The organism is Rarobacter faecitabidus, from assembly GCF_006716265.1.
In the GTDB taxonomy this organism is placed as follows: domain Bacteria; phylum Actinomycetota; class Actinomycetes; order Actinomycetales; family Cellulomonadaceae; genus Rarobacter; species Rarobacter faecitabidus.
Genome location: NZ_VFOS01000003.1, coordinates 213276 through 231966, shown reverse-complemented (window position 1 = coordinate 231966; position 18691 = coordinate 213276). Strand labels below are relative to the sequence as shown.

7 protein-coding genes are annotated in these 18691 nt (G+C 67.6%); 2 read left to right on the top strand and 5 right to left on the bottom strand.

What is annotated here, in order from left to right; all coding sequences use genetic code 11:
- Nucleotides 1-44 precede the first annotated feature (44 nt).
- Complete coding sequence (locus FB461_RS10215) at nucleotides 45-2882, bottom strand: ATP-binding protein (protein ID WP_142121747.1); 2838 nt, start codon at nucleotides 2880-2882, stop codon at nucleotides 45-47.
- Between the two features lie 95 nt (nucleotides 2883-2977).
- On the opposite strand from FB461_RS10215, the gene FB461_RS10210 reads away from it, so the two are divergent.
- Complete coding sequence (locus FB461_RS10210; protein WP_142121745.1) at nucleotides 2978-4285, top strand: hypothetical protein; 1308 nt, start codon at nucleotides 2978-2980, stop codon at nucleotides 4283-4285.
- A gap of 1 nt (nucleotide 4286) precedes the next feature.
- Nucleotides 4287-6986: a calcium-binding protein gene (locus FB461_RS10205; protein WP_142121743.1), complete on the top strand. Its 2700-nt coding sequence runs from the start codon at nucleotides 4287-4289 to the stop codon at nucleotides 6984-6986.
- 61 nt (nucleotides 6987-7047) lie between these two features.
- On the opposite strand, the gene FB461_RS10200 is transcribed toward FB461_RS10205, so the two are convergent.
- From FB461_RS10200 to FB461_RS10185, 4 genes are read right to left on the bottom strand one after another with little or no spacing between them, the layout of a single operon-like run.
- Nucleotides 7048-13182 (bottom strand): carboxypeptidase regulatory-like domain-containing protein, encoded by a 6135-nt coding sequence (locus tag FB461_RS10200; protein ID WP_142121741.1) that lies wholly within the window; start codon nucleotides 13180-13182, stop codon nucleotides 7048-7050.
- Nucleotides 13183-13194: 12 nt separating this feature from the next.
- Nucleotides 13195-15708 carry a carboxypeptidase-like regulatory domain-containing protein gene (locus FB461_RS10195; RefSeq protein WP_142121739.1) on the bottom strand — a complete coding sequence of 838 codons (2514 nt, stop codon included), beginning with the start codon at nucleotides 15706-15708 and terminating at the stop codon, nucleotides 13195-13197.
- Nucleotide 15709: 1 nt separating this feature from the next.
- Entirely contained in the window at nucleotides 15710-17932 is a 2223-nt protein-coding gene (locus tag FB461_RS10190; RefSeq protein ID WP_142121737.1) for a carboxypeptidase regulatory-like domain-containing protein, read from the bottom strand.
- Nucleotides 17929-18612, bottom strand: coding sequence for a Pvc16 family protein (locus FB461_RS10185; protein ID WP_170222710.1), 684 nt, complete (start codon nucleotides 18610-18612; stop codon nucleotides 17929-17931). The genes FB461_RS10190 and FB461_RS10185 overlap by 4 nt, the downstream gene beginning before the upstream one ends.
- Between the last annotated feature and the right edge of the window lie 79 nt (nucleotides 18613-18691).

The window sequence follows — 18691 nt, the reverse complement described above, 5'->3', positions numbered from 1 at the left end:
GAACCGCGGCGACGGGGACCAGCCGAAGCCGGGCTGTGCAGCTATCAGCGGATGCCGACGTGTGCCGGTGTGAGCTGGTGGCGGCTGGAGATGCCGAGTTTGCGGTAGATGGCAGACAGGTGCGTCTCGACCGTCTTCCGGCTCACCTGGAGCTGCGCGGCGATTGCCGTGTTGCTCAATTCGGCAAGGACCAGCTCTGCGACTCGCTGCTGACTCGGGGTGAGGCGCGTGAGGTCGCCGCGACCTGCGTGAGCGCCGGTCGCCGCAAGCTCTGCAGCGGCGAATTCGGCCGCCGGCGCCGCTCCGCACGACGCTAGGATGTCGCGGGCCACGCGGAGCGGTGCGCGCGCCAGGGACCGATGCCCGGCGCGGCGCAGTAGCGTGCCGAGGGTTAAGTTCGCGTGTCCCTCGCGAAGGCGAGCGCCGCTGCCGGCCAGCAGCGCGACAGCCTCACGGGCCTGCGCGACGGCCCGTTCCTCATCGTCCATGACTGACGCGGCGATGCTGAGCGCCTCGGCGTACAGATGCGATGCGCCGTTCTGTTCGCACAGCTCGAGGTGTTCGCGGGCCAGGATGCCGGCTTCCTCGAGCCTGTTCAGGCCCCGCAAGGCGCGCACGGCAAGCACGCGCCAGCCGAACCACAAGGGGGAATCCACGCCGACGCTCGCACCGAGCCGGTTGATTTGCTTGGCGGCCGCCAGAGCCCCGTTGTAGTCGCCGATGGACAACGCGGTGGTGCCGCGCCCAACCTCGAGTACGGCGATGCCGTCCACTGGCGCGTCCGGTGGCAGGCCGCCGTCGAAGGGCCCGAGGGCCGCCAGCGCCTCGGGCGCGCGGCCTTGCAGGGCCAGCACCTGAGCCAATCCCCCGCGGGACAGGATGTCCATGAGCAGGCTTCGCGACTGCCCCGGAGCAGCATCCACCTTCCGCATGAGGACGTAGTGTTCTTCGGCCGATCGGAGCTCCCCGGCATCGGCGTCGGTGAAAGCGCGCACGAACGCCGATGCGACCATTCCCAGGACCGATCCGCGCTGCTCGGCCCTCACGTAGGCCTCGTCGGCCAGGCGGCGGACGCGATCGAACTGCCCGATCCGGCCGAGGAAGAGTCGCGGCCACACCCAGTCTCCGGTCTCGGGAAACTGCTCCGCGGTGTCCCAATCTCCGATCACGCGATTGGCGTATGACTCAGTGACGTGGGCGGGTTCATTCGCGTAGACCGAGGCGGACACCTGTTGAATAAGGACCAGCCGCTCGCCCACGGTCGCGCCCGTCAGCCCTTGGTGCGCTCGCAGCCGCGCAAGCACGGACGGCGCGTATTCCGGTATGAGGAGACCGACCGCGATCCATGCCGCCTCAACGGTCATGGCGAGGTCTCGATCGCTGACCGGCAGCGATTCCAGGAGTTCCCCGAGCACTCGGGCCGCTCGCAAGTGCTCGCCCGCATAACTGAGAGCGTTCGCGATCGCCAAGACGAAGGGGGCCTTCTCCTGCGGCGTGACGACTAGGTCCGCGCCGCACTGGAGGGTCTCGATGCAGGCCATATCGAGCATGCGCAACTGTGCGGTGCCCAACTCGAGGAGTACCTCCGGCAGCACGCTGGGTTCGGGCGGCTCGGCCACGGCTCGCTGCAGCAGGAGCACGACCGTTTCCGGGGCGCCGAGGGCCTCCGCCTGACGCGAGGCCTCGCGCAGCACGCGCACGGCGAACTCGTCGCCGGCGCCCTCGCATGACAGCAGGTGCGCGGCCGCGCGCGCCCAGTCGCCCGATTTCCCCAGCACGGTGGCGGCGGATCGGTGCAGCGACTCCCTGGTGTCGATTCCGATCGACGAGTACACGGCGGAACGCAATAGGGCGTGACGGAAGCGGAGCCCCTGGCCCGAGGCGAACAGCCCGACACTCCGCAGCGAATCGGCCGCCTGCGCCGGATTGTCGCTCAAGTCGATGCGCGCCGTCGCGACCGCCACCGGAAACGTCGCGCTGTCGAGCACCGCAGTAGCCTGCGCCAGCCGCTGCTCCGTCGGGGTCAGGTTCGCCATGCGCGACAGCATGAAGGTCAGTATCGAATCGGGCACCGCAGAGCGAATGCGGCCGGGCGACAACGGTGCCGGCGACTCGGCGCGCAACGCCGCGGACAAGGCGTGCACCAGGAACGGATTGCCGTTCGTGACCTCCCGCAGGGTAGCCGCCGCGCCCGGCGACGCCTGAGCTCCCATGCCGCCCAAGACCGTGTCGATGCCCGACACAGACAATGGGTCGGGGCGCAGGACGGCGGCATCGCGATCGGAGATCAGGGCAGCGAGCGATGGGGCCTGGGAAAGCACGACATCGCGCATCGTGGTCACCACGATCAACGGCATTTCGGTCAGCCGCTCACGCAACCAGCCGAGGAAAAGCAGAGATTCCTCATCCGCCCACTGGACGTCGTCGATCACCAGCACAGTGGGCGAGGCCCCGACCAGTTCGCCTGTCAGCCATCCGACACTGTGGAGCATGTCCGCCTGGGTCGGCAAGTTAGCGCCAACGGGATGAGTTCGTTGCCACAGGCTCGACAGGGCCAGCCGACCCGGGCCCGCCGCCAACTGCGCGTGCTGCTGCGCAGAGAGAGCGCGCACCGGCGTATCAAGCAACCGGCGCAGCGTCCCGAAAGGGCTACGCGTTTCCAACTCACTGGCCGAACCGAACCAGACGGAGGCGCCGCGCGAGCGCGCGTGATCAGCCAGTGCCCGCACCAGGGCCGTCTTGCCGATACCTGGCTCGCCCAGCACGTGGGCGGATCCGCCGCGCCCCTGGAAGGCGCGGTCCACCAGCGTGGTGAGGCGACTCCACTCCACGTCACGCTCCACGAGGTCGGTGGGTGACGGGGTGCTAGGGACGTCTGCCATGAGCGAAACGATAGTAGGGGTTCGGCCCGCGCGCCCGGAAAAGATCAGGGTGCCTCCCCGACGCGCCTTCGTGCGGGGGGCCGGACAATTCGGATATGCGTACCTTGCCCGCTAAATCACTGACCGCGTCACTTCTCGCAGGATCGCTTGCGTTCGCGCAACTCGCCTGCGCGCCGGCCTCGATCGCGGCCTCCCCTTCCGGATCGGCCGCGTCGTTTCAGGTGTCCTACGTGGATCAGGGCCAGATCTGGGTGTCGACGTTGGACGGCAAGCAGAAGCGTGCCATCTCGGGGGCGGCGCCGAGCGGTCGGCAATGGACCGAGCAGACCCAGTCGGACGACGGGTGGATCTTCGGCGTGGCCCGTAAATCCGGCTATTCAGGTGCGGCGGCACCCACGAAACTTTGGAAGCCGGGCGGCGACGTTGCCGCTGAGTCCACGCTGGGCTACGACTTCAACATGCCCTCCGCCGCGGTCCCGATCGACCTTGCGCTGACGACGGGGGCTAAACAGGTCGCCTACACGTACTCCTACCTCGCCTACAGTTACCCCGTGTCCTCGCTCTACCAGGGCACGTGGGTGACGAATACCTCCAATACGTCGATCACGCCGATCAACATCTCCAATCTCCTCGGTACCTCCGTGATGGGTTCGCGCCTGCTCGGGGTCGATTCCAACGCCGACGACGCAATGTATCAGGAACCGACGGGCGTATTCAGTCCTAACTTCGCGCCCTGGTTCAACCTCCCGGGCATGACGGATCTCGACGTATCCGCCGACGGTAAAACCGTCGCGCTGACCTTCGAGACCGACGCCAGCACCCATACGAAGGCGCTGGGCCTGATCAAAGCCACCGGTTTAGGCGGCACGATCACGGCCGACTGCGTGGTGCCGACCGCCGGAGACGTGAGTGACTTCAATGTTTCCCCGGACGGCTCCTGGATTTCGTGGGTCGACACCAGGGGCCTGCTGGTGGGCCGCACACCCATATCCCCCGCGACATCGTGCGACATCATCAGCCCCGTCCTGATCTCCAAGACCGGGACCTATCCGGCCATCGGCAGTACGCAACTCGCGACGTCACCGGGGGGCTCGTCCGCGAAGCCGAAACCCAAGCCGCTACCGTCCGCGTGGATAGCCAAGTGGCCGAAGAAATCGTCCCAGCCCAAGGTGGGCAAGCTCATCAAGGTCGGCAAGCCCGCATTCTCGAAGGCGGGCAAGAAGGCCCAGCTCAAGGTCTCCTACCGCTGGTACGCCGCAGGTAAGGCGATCAAAGGCGCCACCAAGCAAAAACTGCGCATAACCAAAAAACTGCGCAAGAAGAAGATCACCGTGAAGGTAACGGTGTCCAAGGCCGGGTACGCGTCGAAGTCGAAGACCATCAAGTTTGGAAAGGTTCGCTGACATGAACCGCTGGAAATCACTTCTTCTTGCCGCGGTGCTGATCCCATCGACGCTGGTTGCGGTGACGAGCGCCACGCCCGCCCACGCCGACTACGACCAATCGGGCTGGCATGCGAGTTCGGTGTGGAACGAGGGCGCGACCAACAAGATTATGGTGATCGACTGCGCCTCGATGATCATCGGCAATATGAGCGGGGGAACGTCCTACAGTTCCTCGGGGTGGACCTACACGCCACCCGCGCCGGTGCTTCCCACGACCGGGATCATCGCGGGCATGGGCGTCGAAGTCGATCTCGATGGTGCGCACCCGCGAGTCGGCGAGTCCTTCTACGTCCACATTTGGGGTCGGTCCGTGGGGACCCCCTGCGGTGCGGAGGGCTTCATCCCGATCTTCGTGCTGCCTGCCGGAGTCAGTCTCGACACGACTAAGGCAGTCGTGTGCTTCTCGGATGGGCAGCCGCTCGCCGCCCCGACGTGTCCGCAACCCGGTGCCGCCGGAGCTAAGTTCCAATCCGCCCAGGCGGAGACCGGTAGCGCCAACTCGTACAAGATCCTGTGTGGGTACAACAGCGGATGCCTGGGCGAGTACGCATGGCCGGCAGCCTACGGCCATGGGTTCGAGTTCGGGATACCGGTCAAATCATCGCAAACGTCCAACTCCGCCAAGGTGACGGGCGGCGCCTGGGTGGTCGATGCCGACCACAACGGGCTCCTGGAATTGAATGCGCCGCTCAACGTGTTCGCCGGGAGCGGGGCGACCAGCCAGCCACCGGCCGACCTGCCGGTCGTGGGAGGTGGGACCCAGCCCGATCCAGGAACGGCCTACCGCGTCGTGTACGACATGCCATCGACCCAGGCCAGCCCGAAGTATCGCTTCAATCCCTCGTTGTCCACCACGTACGGCATTGTCTCGACGGCCGAGGTCTACACCAATCACGTACCCGGTGCGGTCGTTTTCGCCCGCGATACCGAGCGGGCCGCCATCGCCAATATCTCGAACAGCGCATCCGTCATCGACAACTGCACGGCCGGGGTGGATCAGATGGTCGCTGGCGCGATAGACAACATCGGAGCCTCCTACCGTTCGGAGTTCGACTGGCGCGCCGCGGGCTGCGGAAGCAACCCCGCAGGACTGACGGGTGGCACGACCTACTACTGGCGGTATGGCTACATCCCGCTTCCAGGTGGCGGCAGCGACATCGCGACGGCGAAGGTGACCTGGGGCGAGGTGCAGTCCTTCGTTGCGCCGATGCAGGGCGCGATGACGTGCCACGGCAGCGCCGTCACCGTCTCGATCGCCCTCGGCCAGGAGCCCACGGATGGTGACGACGTCATCCTCGGAACCCCTGGCCCCGATGCGATCAATGGCGGACTGGGCAACGACACGATCTGCGCGGGCGGCGGTAACGATGTCGTCATGGGCGGTCCCGGCAACGACTACATCCTCGGTGGCGATGGCGATGACACGCTGCTGCCGGGGACGGGCAACGACTCGGCGCTTGGCGAGGCGGGTACCGATACCCTCAGCTACTCCGACATCGATGTGCCCATCGCCGACACCTATCCCGGCGTGAAGTACTTCGAGAACTCGTCGTGCGCCGCCATGCCGGGGCCCATATCCGTATGCGGCGCGGCCGGGTACGACATGGTGGGCGGCGGATCCAACGGCGCCTACCCCGAGCGCTTCGTCGGCACGCGGTTCAAGGACTGGATCGTCCTCGCCCTCCCCGGCTCTATTGCGTTCGGCGGCGATGGCGATGACTTCATGACCGCCGGGGCGCAGGACGTCGTCATCGCGCCCGGCCTCGGCAACGACACCGTGAACGCATTCCAACCCGGTGGCACCGTGTCCTACGCCGATCAAACGGGCCCCGTCGCCGTCTCCCTCGCGCTCACGAGCGCGCAGAACACGATCAGCGCGGGAACCGATACGATCAGCGGCTTCGCCAACCTGGTCGGCGGATCGGGCAACGACACCCTCACAGGTTCGGACGCGCCCAATACGATCGTCGGCGGTAGCGGCCGTGACTCGATCACCGCCGGCGATGGCGACGACATCATCGACGTCCACGACGGGGAGACGGACACCGTCGCGTGCGGAAACGGTACGGATCGAGTCCGGGCCGATGGTGTCGACATCGTCACCGCCTGCGAGAAACTCGACTTTCCCGCGCTGCATCAGGGGGCAGTCACGGTTACGGGAACGGCGCGGCTCGGCGGAACACTTCAGGTGCAGCCTGGCACTTGGGACCGGGGCATCAAGGTGAGTTACCAGTGGCTCGCGGACGGCAAGCCTATTGCCGGGGCGAACGCCGGAACGTTCAAACCGACGATCTCTCACGTTGGCCATACGGTTTCGGTCCGGCTCACCGCGAGTTATGCGGCCACCAATGTCGGTTCGGTGACCTCGAGCGGGCGAAAGATCGCGAAGGGTCTGCTCGTCAAGGGCAAGGTGAAGATCACGGGCAAGGCCAAGCCGGGCAAGACCCTGCGCGCGAAGGTGACCGGCTGGGGCCCAGCGCCGCTCAAGGTCAAGTATCGCTGGTTCGCTGGCGGCAAGCCGATCAAGCGCGCCACCAAGGCCAAGCTCACCCTGAAGTCACCCCAGCGTGGCAAACGGATTGCGGTGAAAGTCACCGTCACCAAGGCCGGTTATGAATCCGTCACGTCGACCTCAGCCAAGACGAAACGGGTTCGCTGATCCCCACCGGGGGTGAACGCCGCTAATCTCGCGGTTGCTGGGGTGCGCAGGTTCGTTCGGTTCACTCGTCCTCCGCGGGCGGGGGGGACTGAACCGTCACGGTTCCACTGGTGAAGTTGGCCCAGGGGTTCGTCGCCGTGTTGGTGTTGGTGTAGCGCGCGCGCACGGATTCGCCGCCCGCGAATCCGGAGCAGGTGATGACGGCACCGCTCCGGTTGCAGTTCGCGCTCCCCGGCGCCGTCGACCAGGTTCCTGAGTTATCGACCTCGACCACGAATGTGGCTCCGGACCCGATCGGCCCGGCGGCGGCCGCAGGCGAGAGCGTCGCGCTGACGTTGCCGGCACTCGAGGAGGAGATCGTGATCGACGTGGGCTTCTGCGTGACCGTCACTGTCCTGGTGTTCGATGTCTGGGAGGAGAACTCGTCCGCTCCGGTATACCGCACCTCGAACGTTGCGCTGCCGGTCGGAAGCGCCGCAGTCCAGGTGAACTGTCCTGTGTGGCCGCTGGTTGGTACGGCCTGCGACGTCACTAGAGCCCCGCCGCGGTAGAGTTCCACGCTGCCGCCCACCACCGTGGAACCGGCGGCCGTGGGGGCCGTGATCTCGTAGGAGAACGTCACGTTGCTGTCCACATTCACCGATGAGGGGGACGGGGCGTCGAGGCTCAGCGTGACCGCATGCCGCTTGATTGTCAGGGTCGTCGTGTGAGTCGAGGTGGTTCCGCTGACGCTGCCGCCGGTGACATCGATCCGCCAGTTTCCGGCCGCGCCGGTCACCGTGCGGTTCGTGCCCTGCGGGACGAACACCACTGCTGAATCGCCGACGGGAACCGTGACCTGTGATAGTCCAGTGAGCGAGGCGGTGATCGTTGAGGGCGGGTTGTTCAGCCCGGATTCCGCTGCGCCGATCAGTTGCAGGCGCGTCTCGGAGACGTTCATGGAGATCGTCGCGGTCGGCTGAGTCGAACCCACATTCACCTGGTTCGATGTGTGCGTGCCCAGGTGCCCGGTCGGGCCGCTCACGCGCGCGAGCCAGGAGCCGTACGGGACCTGCGCGAACACGGTCTGGTAGACGTTGCTGCCCGGGCTCACGCGGACGGCGGGCTGCGCCGTCAGGTCGGCGGTGGTCGAATGCAACGACACGAGCGCGCCGGTGAGGTCGAATCCCTGCGTCGAGGTGAGCTGCACGGTTATGGCGGCAGTCGGCTGGACGAGGCTCAGGTCGATGATGAGCGACTGGGCGATTCCGACGACGATCGTGCGCTCCGCGACGAGTTGGGATGCGGCGTTGCCGGGATCGGCCTCGTACGTCGCGCGCAGGATGTAGCTCCCGGCCGAGACGTTGTCGAAGTGGTAATTTCCGCCCGGGTTCGTGGTCGTGCTGTCGATCAGCGCCTGTCCCGTGGCGGCGCTGCGCAACTCGACGGTCGCGCCGTCCACCACCGTGGTCTGCGCGCCGACCTGGAGAGTGACCGTCCCCTGCAGGGAACCGCCAGGGCTGGTCATCGCGATGTTGATCGGCTTGGTGACCCCCGATTCGACTGTGACGACGGTGACCAGCGGCGCGTAGCCGCCGCCGTTGATCGTCAGCGTGTAGGTCAGCGGCAGCACGTCGTTGAAGCAGTACCCGACGTTGTTCCCCGTGCACGCCGACGACGGCGGCGAGACGGTGTTGATGCCGTCGTTGTAGTCGAGGGTCACGTTGAGGTTGTAGCCCTGAATCGGCTCATTGGTGTCGGGATCGACCACGACCACGCGCAGCGACCCGTTCTCGGGGCGTAGCGCCAGATCGGGGACGGGGGTGTTTTGCGGGTATGCGGGTGCCGTCAGTGCGATCGATCGGGTCGAGGGCGTGCCCTGGCCCACGCCGATCGTCGTGTGTTTGGGGGCGGACGTCGTCACGCTCCAGGTGCCGTTGCCCAGGCCCTCGCGCACCTTGGAGCCGGTGATGCGATAGGAGCCGTCCGAGGCCGTCGTGGTGGTGAACGGATCGGCCGATCCCAGCGAGGCGCGCACTGTCGCGCCGCCGAGAGCGACCCGCCAGTTCGCGCCGAATTCGCTGTAGACCGTGCCGGTGATGGCGCTCAGCGGGGTGAGGACTATCTGCGGTGAGAGCGTCGGATCCGAGGAGACTTGCTGGCCGGGGTCCACGGTGATGTTCCTCGTGGTCTCGGCGAAGCCGGGCAACCAGGCGGTGACCTGGTAGGTGCCGGACGGCAACGACCCGAAGTCCACGTAGGTGCGCGTCGGCGGGGCGTCGAGGACACGCGTCGTGCCGTCCGTGAGCCGGATCTCCATCGTTGGTCCCTCAACCGCGACGGGCCCGCTCGACTGGGTGGGTGCCATGGCGTAGACCCGCAGTTCGCCGTACTTGTTCAGCGAGAAGGTCGCGGCGGCGGACGCGTCGCCCGGTTCCACGGTAAAGGTCACCAGATCGGGGTCGAATCCGGCGAGCGACGCCTGGACCCGGTAGGTGCCGGGGCGAAGGTACCGACCACCGGCGGGGTCCACGCTCTGCTGGGAGTCGGACCAGAACACGCGGCCGGACGAGTTCGCAGTCAGCGACAGCGCACCGGTGCCGGGCGGTGCCGACAGCACTGTGAAACCCACGTTCTGGTAGAGCTGTCCGAGCCCTGTTGTCACACCATTCAAGGCGATGGTGCCGACGAACGGCACGCCTCGCGGCTCGAGCGTGATGGTCTGCAGGTCAGTCGTCGGCACGTTGTTGCGGCTGAAGGTGACGTAGTCATCGTGCGTCACCTCGATGTCGACCTGTCCCTCGATGAGGGGCAGGTAGGCGACGGAGTCGCTAGTCGAGCATGGCAGCGAGGTGCAGATCTGGAACATGCCGAAGTCGTCCGTGGCCGTGATGGTCGCCGTCTCGCGGATGGGTACTACGCCGTTGTAGCGGACGACGCCGGTAACGGTGACGGCTGCGTCCTTCACATCTTGGGAGCCCGCGGCCTCGAGCTGCGTTACCACGTGCGAGGTGAGGTTCGCCACGCCCGACGTGATGACGAGCTGGACGGAGATCTCCTGGTTCAGTCCGACGGTCAATCCGGTGACCTCACCGGTCAGGTTGGGGTTGGTCGCGTCGCGAGCGGTGATCGTGTACGTGCTCTCCGGCAGCTTGGTCAGCATCAGGTAGCCCGAGGCGTTGGCGGAGCCGGATGCGGTCTGATTCGGACCCGAGCCGATCGCTTCGATGAAGGCGGAGTCTCCGGCGACCAGGCTACCGGTACCCGTTGAGCGAAGCGCCGTCACGGCGAGCCGGCCGAGGCGGTCGAGGGTCGCGTCGTATCGCTTGGCGTCACCGCCCTGCAGCGACACGGTGACCCCAAGCGAATCCGCCAGGTACTCGGTGCCGGAGGGAACATACGTGCGGGCCTGGTAGGTGCCCGATGGCAGGCGATTGATCTGATAGGAGCCCATCGAGGTCGTGTCGGCGAATCCGCAGTACATCCCGGTCGGGGCTCCCGTCACCTGACAGCTGCCGTCCGGGGCGGTCTGGCAGGGATACGTCGTCGGCGCTGTCGACCCCTGGATGGTCGCGACGACGCACGTGCCGGCCGGCAGCGCGCCGACGCGGGTCAGCACGTTGCCGCTGATCGACGGCGATGGGTACAGGGCGGCGGTGGCGGCTTCGACGACGCGGTCCATCGCGACCTCGACCGTCACCGTCGCGGGCTCGTATCCGGGAGCGGTGAAGGTCAGCTTGTAACTGCCCGGTAGCAGGCCTCCCGTGCCGGGCAGGGTGTACTGCGCGTCCGGCTGCTGCGTCGCGGTCACGGTCTCCACGGTGCCGTTCCGGCGGGTCACGTTCGTCGAGATCGTCACGGCGCACACCTCGCTTGCCGTGATGTGCGGGCAGGTGATCGATGCACCGGTGGTGGCGTCCACGGCTCGCCCGCGGATCCGGGAGGTCTCGGTCAGGCCGTTGCCGTCGATGGACGTCAGGATCAGGTCAGCGCTCGCGGTCCGGCCGTCGCGTATCCGGACCTGCGCGAAGGCGGTCTCGTGGCCGAAAATCTGGCCGGACAGGACGTAGGTGCCGGCGACGACGCCATCGAACCGGAAACCGCCGTTGCCATCGGAGGCGCTCATGGTCTTGTAGACGTTGTCCTCGGAGGTGAGGACCATGCCCGCTCCGGTGAGCCCGGTTCCGTCCTCGTCCTTCACGGTGCCGACGATCCCGCCGCCAGTCTTGCCGAGTTGCAGGTTGAGGCTCGTGGGCGAGTTCTTGGTCGTGAGCTTCACCGTGCGTACCTGTGTCAGGTAGCCCTCGCCGCTGACGGTCACGGTGTAGGTGCCGGGCACGGGAAGATCGGGGAGGATGAACGCGCCGGCCGACTTCCCCGAGGTTACGGTCGTGGCGTTGCGCGTGACGTCGCCGTCGGTGGCGACGACCGATATGGCGCCGAGGGGCGAGTAGGTCCCCAGGGAGTTGCTGCCCGAGACGGTGCCGGTCAGCGAGGCCACTCCTTGTTTGAGGCTCATGTCTATCGTCATGTCGGCGTCCGCGCCCACGTCCACGAGGCGCGATTGCGCGCCCAGCCCTTCCCCAGCCGCCGTGATCAGGTAGGTCGATGGGGTCGAGAGTCCGGAGACGGACCAGCTGCCCACATCGCCTCGGGTTGCCGTGCGCGTGGACAGCGTCGTGGTCCCGTCCGTCAGCGTGATCGAGGCGCCGCCGACCTTGCCCTTCGGCCCGGTCACGGTGCCGGACACCGTGCCGCGCCCCGACTCGAGTTCGACTTCGAGCGGCACCGCGGCGGCCTCGGCGCCGGTGACGAAGTAGCGCGCTGTCTGGAACCCTGGCTTGGACAGGGTCACCAGGTAGCGTGCGGTCGAGTTCACGCCCGCGAACGCCCACGTCCCGTCGGCGGACGTCGTCGTGCTACGCGTCTCCTCGGGGGTCGTGGTCGACTGTATCGGGAGCGACTCGCGCGACACCTTGCCCGCCTCTTTCGAGGACGAGGGCTCCGTCGCGCCGATCAGGTTATCGGCGAGCGTCTCGCCCACCTTGGTCCACGCTCTGCCCGCGGCCACCAGCGGCGCGGTGGCCTGGTCGCCACCCGATAGCACGTGGCGCAGGCTCGCGATGGCGGAACTCGTCGGTCCGCCGTCCGCGCCAGTCGACCCGCTGACTCCCGCGATGGAGGACGCCGGTTCGATGCGGACCGTGACACCGCTCGGGGCGTTGCCGAGGACGGCGCCCGAGATCCTCACCTGATCCGAGGCCGCGTCGGCAGTTGCCTTGCCCGGCTTATCCGAATCGGCGGAATCATCCTCGGAGCCACCCGCATCCTGGCCGCCGGCATCGCCGGCATCGCCGGGTGCTGCGGGGTCGTCTGTGGCATCCCCGCTCTGCTCGGGCGCCTGCGTTGATATTGCGACGTCCGCCTTCTTGTCGGCATCGAATCGATCGGCGAGCCACGGGAGCGCCGTGATGGCTCCCACGGCCCACACCGCCAGCACCGCAACGAGCGCGACCGCGCGCATCACCCCGCTGGGGAGCAGCGCGCGGGACTGGTGCGTGCCCTGGAAGCGGGTCGGCACCTGGTTGCCGGTGGCTACGACGGTGTAACTGCGCCGCGGGGAGTTGTGGAACAGCTGCGGCCGACCGCCGCGAAGCCGCGCGGGGACGGTCGTGCTCTGGTGGGGTCCCACGCGCACCTTCTTACTGCCGAGCGTGACGCGCAGTCCGCGCTCGGAGGTGACGTTGAGCGTCACTTCGCGCTCGGCCCCACTCGCGTTCGCGAGTTGTACGCGCACCTTCTTTGCGGCGAGCGAGCGGGTGTCCGCGGGCTCCACGCTGAGCACTATCTCGCTGTGGGCCTCGATGGTCCACGCGGATTCGAGCACGGTGCGGGCGATCGTGGACGAGGCTTCCGTCGTCGTCTTTGCCTCGACCTCGATCAGGTAGGGGTAGTCGCCGGGGGGCGTGCCGTTCGGTGGCGAGATCGGCAGTTCGAGCGTGCACGTCGCGCCAGGAGGTATTGCTGCGGCCACGACCGGTCCGGGCACCCAGGACGATTCGAGCCCGCGGATGGACACGATGAAGTCCTGCGGCGCTTCCGAGACGTTGCGAACGTGGACGTGGAGCCTCGCGGGATCGTGCGCCGAGGCGGGTGCGACGGCGCGGGCGGCGACGGTGGGTGCCTGCGAACCTGAGCGTTCTGGTCGATCGGACATGGCGTGCTCCTGTCAGATATTCGCGTTGAACTGACGGACGTCCGAGGCCGCGAGCGAGATCGGGGGAGATGTCGCCACGACGGTGGAGCCGGGTGCTGTGCGAACTTCGACGATGTAGTGTTCCGGCGCGTCGACTTCGTTGAACGCGTAGGAGCCGGAGGAATCGGTCACCGCGACCGCGACTGGATCTGCGGCGGTGCCGTATTGGGACGCGAGGTAGAGGTTGACGGTCAGGCCGGGGGCCGGATCGCCGGTGAGTGAGTGCGTGACGGTGCCCGAGATGGATGCCGGGGCGACGAGTACGGGGCTGAACTCCTCGGTCTCGCCGGCTGTGAGCGTGATGATCGCCGATGTGGGGGTGGTGCCCTGACGTGCGAACGTTACAGTGTAGGTGCCCGGCCGCAGCCCAGTTATGAGGTATTGGCCGATCTTCGTCGAGGGGGAGGATGCGGACGTCACGACTCGTTGCGTGTCACCGGAACTGAGGGTGATCGTGACGTTGCCGACTGGCTGGGCGGCGCTTTGACCGCTGCGCTGGCTTACTGTTCCCTTGAGCGACGCGGTTGCCGATCCCATGGTCGCGTTGACGGTGGTGGCGCTTGTCGCGCCCTGGGTGACTCGCCCGAATCCGTCGATCCGTACCGATACTACCTGGCTGGTCAGGCCCTGCTTCGTGAACGTCACGGTGTAGGTAGCCGGTATGCGCAGGCCAGTGACGCGCCAGGCGCCGACGGGCGACGTTGACTGGGTCACGCTGCGCAACGTGGTGGCGCCATCGGTGACGATGACCTCGACGCCGGCTGCGGAGCCGGAGTCGACGCTCACCAGGCCCGAGAGCGAGCCGGTGGCCGTGCCGAGCACGGCGGACACGCCCTCGAGATGCTGTCCCTGGGTGAGGGAGAGCGCGAGGGTCGCGGATGAGTAGCCGTCCGCCGCGACGGTGATGGTGTAGTTGCCGGGGGTGGGTAAGCCGCGCAGTACGAACGAGCCGACGTCGCCCTCGGTCAGGGACACGGTGCGTACTGTCACGTCGGAGGACGAGGCGACGATGGTCGCCTCCCCGATGGGGCCCTTGTCCCCGCTCACGGTTCCCTCGATGATGCCGTCGCCTGCGAGCAGCGACAGCTTGATGCCGGTCCTGTTCTCCCCGGCTGCGACGTCGAGTCGCTGAACGGTGGATGCGAGGCCGGGCTTCGAGATGATGAGGTCGTAGATGGCCGGCGAGGGGAGGTTCGTGACCTCGAACGTGCTGTCCGAGCCGATCGGCGCGGTTGTGACGACCGCGCCGGCGGGCACGGCGGAGTCACCGGTCGAGGTGTCTGACATACCCGCGTCGGCGAGAATTCCCGCGTCGAGCGGCAACTGGATCGTGAGGGTCGCTCCCGCCACGTCGTCCCCGCTCACCTCCCCGGCCAGGCTCGCCGGGGTTCCGCCGACCACCACGGTCAGGTCCGCGACGCGCTGATCGTTGGCCAGCGTCACGGTCTGCGCGTCCCCTGGACTCGCCGCCGCTGGATACCACACCTCGTCGTAACCGCCGCCCTGGACCCGCACGAGGTAGTCGCCCGCGGGCAGTCCGGAAATGGCGAAGGAGCCGTCGTCTCCGGAGGCGGTCGTGGCGATCGGGTTGGAGGCGTCGTCCGCCGGGAACGCCGCGACGGCGACGGAGGACACGAAGGAGCCGGTCATGAGGTCGACCACCTTGCCGCCCAGCCCGCTGGATCCGGTCGCGGCACCCGCCTCCCTGGCCTGCGCAACGGTGAGCGCGAGATTGCGGTCGGCCGCGGAGCGGTCCACGACCGAGGACAGTGCGATCACGATGACGAGCGCGAAGATGCTCACCGCGAGCAACAGGCCCACGAGCGTGATGGCCCCGCGGGAGATCAGCGACTTCTGGACGAAGACGGCCGTGGCGGGGGGAGTGGGCGTGGCAGCGCTCGGCGTGCCGGACGCTGTCACCTGGAACGGGCGAAGCGTGGCGTCGCCGAATAGCGGTCGTCTCGCGCGGGCCGCTACGGCCACGGGCATGGAGCCGCCCGGTTCGAGGATGAAGGACGACGGCGTGAACCTGAACGTCGTTTTCGCCTTCGGGTCGGTCGCGGTCATCGACACGTTCTGCGTCGCGTTGCCCGTGTTGGCCACGATTGCGGTGTATTGGGCGCGCTTGCCCGCCGTCACGTGAGGCGGATCGACCGTGAGGGTCAGTCGGGGATCAGCGGGCACATTGAGCGCGACCTCGGCGATTTCGATGCTCGCCGGATCGGCCACGTCCTGCACCTGGATGGCGAGCGTTCGAGTACCTGCAGGGAGCTCGGGAGGGACGGTGACCTCGATCGTCACGAGAGAGGTCTCGCCGGGGAACAGCCGCGGCTCGGCGTCGTCGATCGTGATCCACTTCGAGTCGGCACCGAGCACTCGCAGCCGGGCACCGATGATCACGTCGCTCGTATTCGTCAGCGTTACGGCGATGAGCGCGGACTGCGGCGGATGGATGTCCAGGGCGCGGGGGGACACGTCGATATGCACGTCAGCTCCCCTCGGTGATGGGCAGATCGGACCGCTCGGTGGTGCCGGCGGCCAGCGTGACGACGGTCGTGGCGATGACGCGGCCGCCGTCGGTGCGGGCCGTCACGGTGTAGATCCCGGCCGGCAGGTCGTCGAACGAGTACGTTCCGCGCCCGTAGTCTCCCGATGCCGTGGACGTCGTGGTGCGCACCGCCTCGCCGTCGGTGATCTGGACGGTCACCCCGGCCTTGCCGGTGCCACTGGCGGTGACCCGTCCCGCGATGGTGCCCAGGCTCCTGGAGAGCCGAACGGGAATGGTGGTGGAGGGCTCGTCCACAGTGAGCGTCACCGGTACGCTCGCGGGCAGGTATCCGTCAGCGAGGAACGTGATGGTGTACTGCCCGGGGGTGACCAGTCCTGTCAGGGTGAACGCGCCGGCGTTCGAACCTGTCAGTGTGGTGGTCGTGATGGGCGTGGCGGACCCGCCCACGCTCACGGTGACGTCGCCCACGCCCGCGCCCCCGGGTGCAGTCACCTTGCCCGTCACGGTCCCGGCGCCGCCCGCCAGCTGAACCTCGAGATCGGTGAGCGACTGGCCCGCTTCGAGGTCCACCACTGTGGATCGCGTGGTGTAGCCGTCTTTGGTGAACGTCAGGACGTATGTGGCGGGGGTGGGTAGATTGCTGAAGGTGAAGCTGCCGACCAGGCCGATCGTCGGCGTGCCCACGGTGAGGGTTTCATCCGCCACGGTGGTGCTCACGGTGACCGCCCCGATGGGGTCCGTGCCGTCCGTGACGATGCCGCTGATGGAGCCGGTACCCGCTCCCAGCGTGACGTCGAGCGCATACCGGTCCTGCCCGCCGAGCACCCGTTCAGTGCTCGATGTGGTGCGGAAGCCCTCGGCGGCGAACGAGAGTTGATAGCTGGCGGGCGACGGCAGGTCGGTGAATTCGTAGTTGCCGTCGCCGTCGGCGGTCGTGGTGCGCGCGGCGGACGAGGTCCCCGCGGACCAACTGGGGGTGGCGGTGACGGTGATCGGCGTCGTGGCTTCGGAGGTTCCGGTGAGCACCTTGCCGCGCAGCGTCGAGGGCGTGCCCTCGACCTGCAGGTCGACGTTCTCCATCGTCTTCTGGGAAACGGCCGCGACGGCATCCGCCGATTCGAGGTTCGAACCGCTTGGATACCAGACCGTGTCGTACCCGACGCCGGTGACCCGCACGAGGTAGTTGCCCGGGAACAGCCCGGCGACCGAGTAAGTTCCGTCGCCGAGCGTGGCTGTCGAGGCGACGACCTGCAGGCCCTTCCGGCCGCTTCGGAGCACGTCGACGGTGAGTCGTGAGACGCCCGAACCATCCCAGATGGAGGTGACCGAACCGGAGATCGTCGCGCCTACGGCGGCGGGCACCGCCCCATCCTTGGCGAGCGCGCCATCGGGTGCCGCGCCGCTCGCAGCGTCGCCCGCGCCGGTCACCGTCTGGCCCGCGAAGAACGAGGCCGGCGCCACCTTGGCGAACGGATCGCCGCCGAGGACGAAGCGGATTCCGATGATGAAGGCGACAACCCACAGTGCCATGATGCCCAGCAGCGTCAACGCGGTCAGCAGGCCGCGGGAGAACGTCGATCGCTGCTGGAGCGTGAGGGTGATCTCCGCCGTCGAGTCGACACCGTAGGCGTGTAGCGTCAGCGGTCGTTCGCGGTCGGCGCCCACGAGTTGGCGGGGACCGCGAACGACCGCCGTGACCTGCGCCGACGATCCGGGGGGCACCGTGATCGTCGACGGCACGATCTGCGTGCGCAGGCGCCGGTCCGCGTCGCTCGCGCGCAGCGCCGTCTCGAGGACGACGTTGCCATCGTTGTGGACCACGACCGGGAACGATGCCTTCCGTCGGGCCCGGACAACCGATGGGCTGGCCGTGAGGCGCAGCGCGGGACGCCGCGGCACCGTGAGTTCGAGTTGGTGGTGCCCCTTGCGTGCGTTCTCGCTCGTACCGCTCACCACGAGCGACAGCGGATAATTGCCCGCCGGGAATGCCTCCGGCAGGGTTACGCTCACCGTCAGCTCCCCTGCGGCCTCGGGGAAGAGCGCCAGTGCGGACGGCTGCGAGGTGATGGTGGCAGCGTCGATGCCGAGCACGGCGACCGTGGCGGACTCGATCACGTCGGACGTGTTCACGACCTCGAGCGTGATCTGGGCGGTCTGGCCCGGTGCGATCTCGAGTTCGGTCAGCGGTGAACGTACCCTCATTGCTGACTCGCCCCGTCGCGCCAGGATGGGAGTACTGCGGCGGACACCCCCTCCACGCGCTCCGCTTCCTCGCGCCAGTCGTATGCGTCGCCAGCGACGGTCGCGAGGAGGGTGAAGGAGGCGCGCAGCGGTCCGCTCAGTGCGCTCCACACCTCGCGAGGCTTGTTCTGGGAATCCGTCGCAACCGCTAACTGGACGTTCGACGACAGGGGAATCGGCAGGTGTTCCGGCGGCAGGATCTGATGGGCGAGGCTGGCTAGCAGCACGTCGCCGAGCAGGGCGTGGGCGTCGCGTTCGGTGCCAGCCCAGGCGCTGACGAGGTACGTGAGCTGCACCATCGGCAGCGGATACCTCGTCTGCTCGGTGCCGTCTGGGAGCACGCGCGGCGGCGTGGTGCGCAACGGTTGCGCGCTGCGGCAGACATCGTAGAGAAAGAGGTTCACCGTAAGCCGATTCACCTGAGCCGCCCAGCTCGATGAGGGGGCGTCGAAGGAGACATCGCCCTGCTGCGGGGTCAGCGGAAGCGTGGCGCGCAGCAGGCTCTCAAGGCCACTGTCCACCGCCGGAATCAGCACGGTGTTCCCCTCCCAGATGTCGCGCGCACGGCGGTCGCGGGCCGGCCGCGGTAGCACCGGCGGACCGACGACGGCGCGCCGCGACTGGTTCGGCTCACGAGACACACGTGCGGATCGTGTACACGCTATTGCAAGCGGGCTTGCCGATCATCCGTAATCGTTACCTATCTAGCCCGCAAAGGTG

Bases quoted from the DNA above. Each gene is read 5' to 3' on its own strand.
- FB461_RS10215 (WP_142121747.1), bottom strand. From the start codon at position 2,882: ATGGCAGACGTCCCTAGCACCCCGTCACCCACCGACCTCGTGGAGCGT.
- FB461_RS10210 (WP_142121745.1), top strand. From the start codon at position 2,978: ATGCGTACCTTGCCCGCTAAATCACTGACCGCGTCACTTCTCGCAGGA.
- FB461_RS10205 (WP_142121743.1), top strand. From the start codon at position 4,287: ATGAACCGCTGGAAATCACTTCTTCTTGCCGCGGTGCTGATCCCATCG.
- FB461_RS10200 (WP_142121741.1), bottom strand. From the start codon at position 13,182: ATGTCCGATCGACCAGAACGCTCAGGTTCGCAGGCACCCACCGTCGCC.
- FB461_RS10190 (WP_142121737.1), bottom strand. From the start codon at position 17,932: ATGAGGGTACGTTCACCGCTGACCGAACTCGAGATCGCACCGGGCCAG.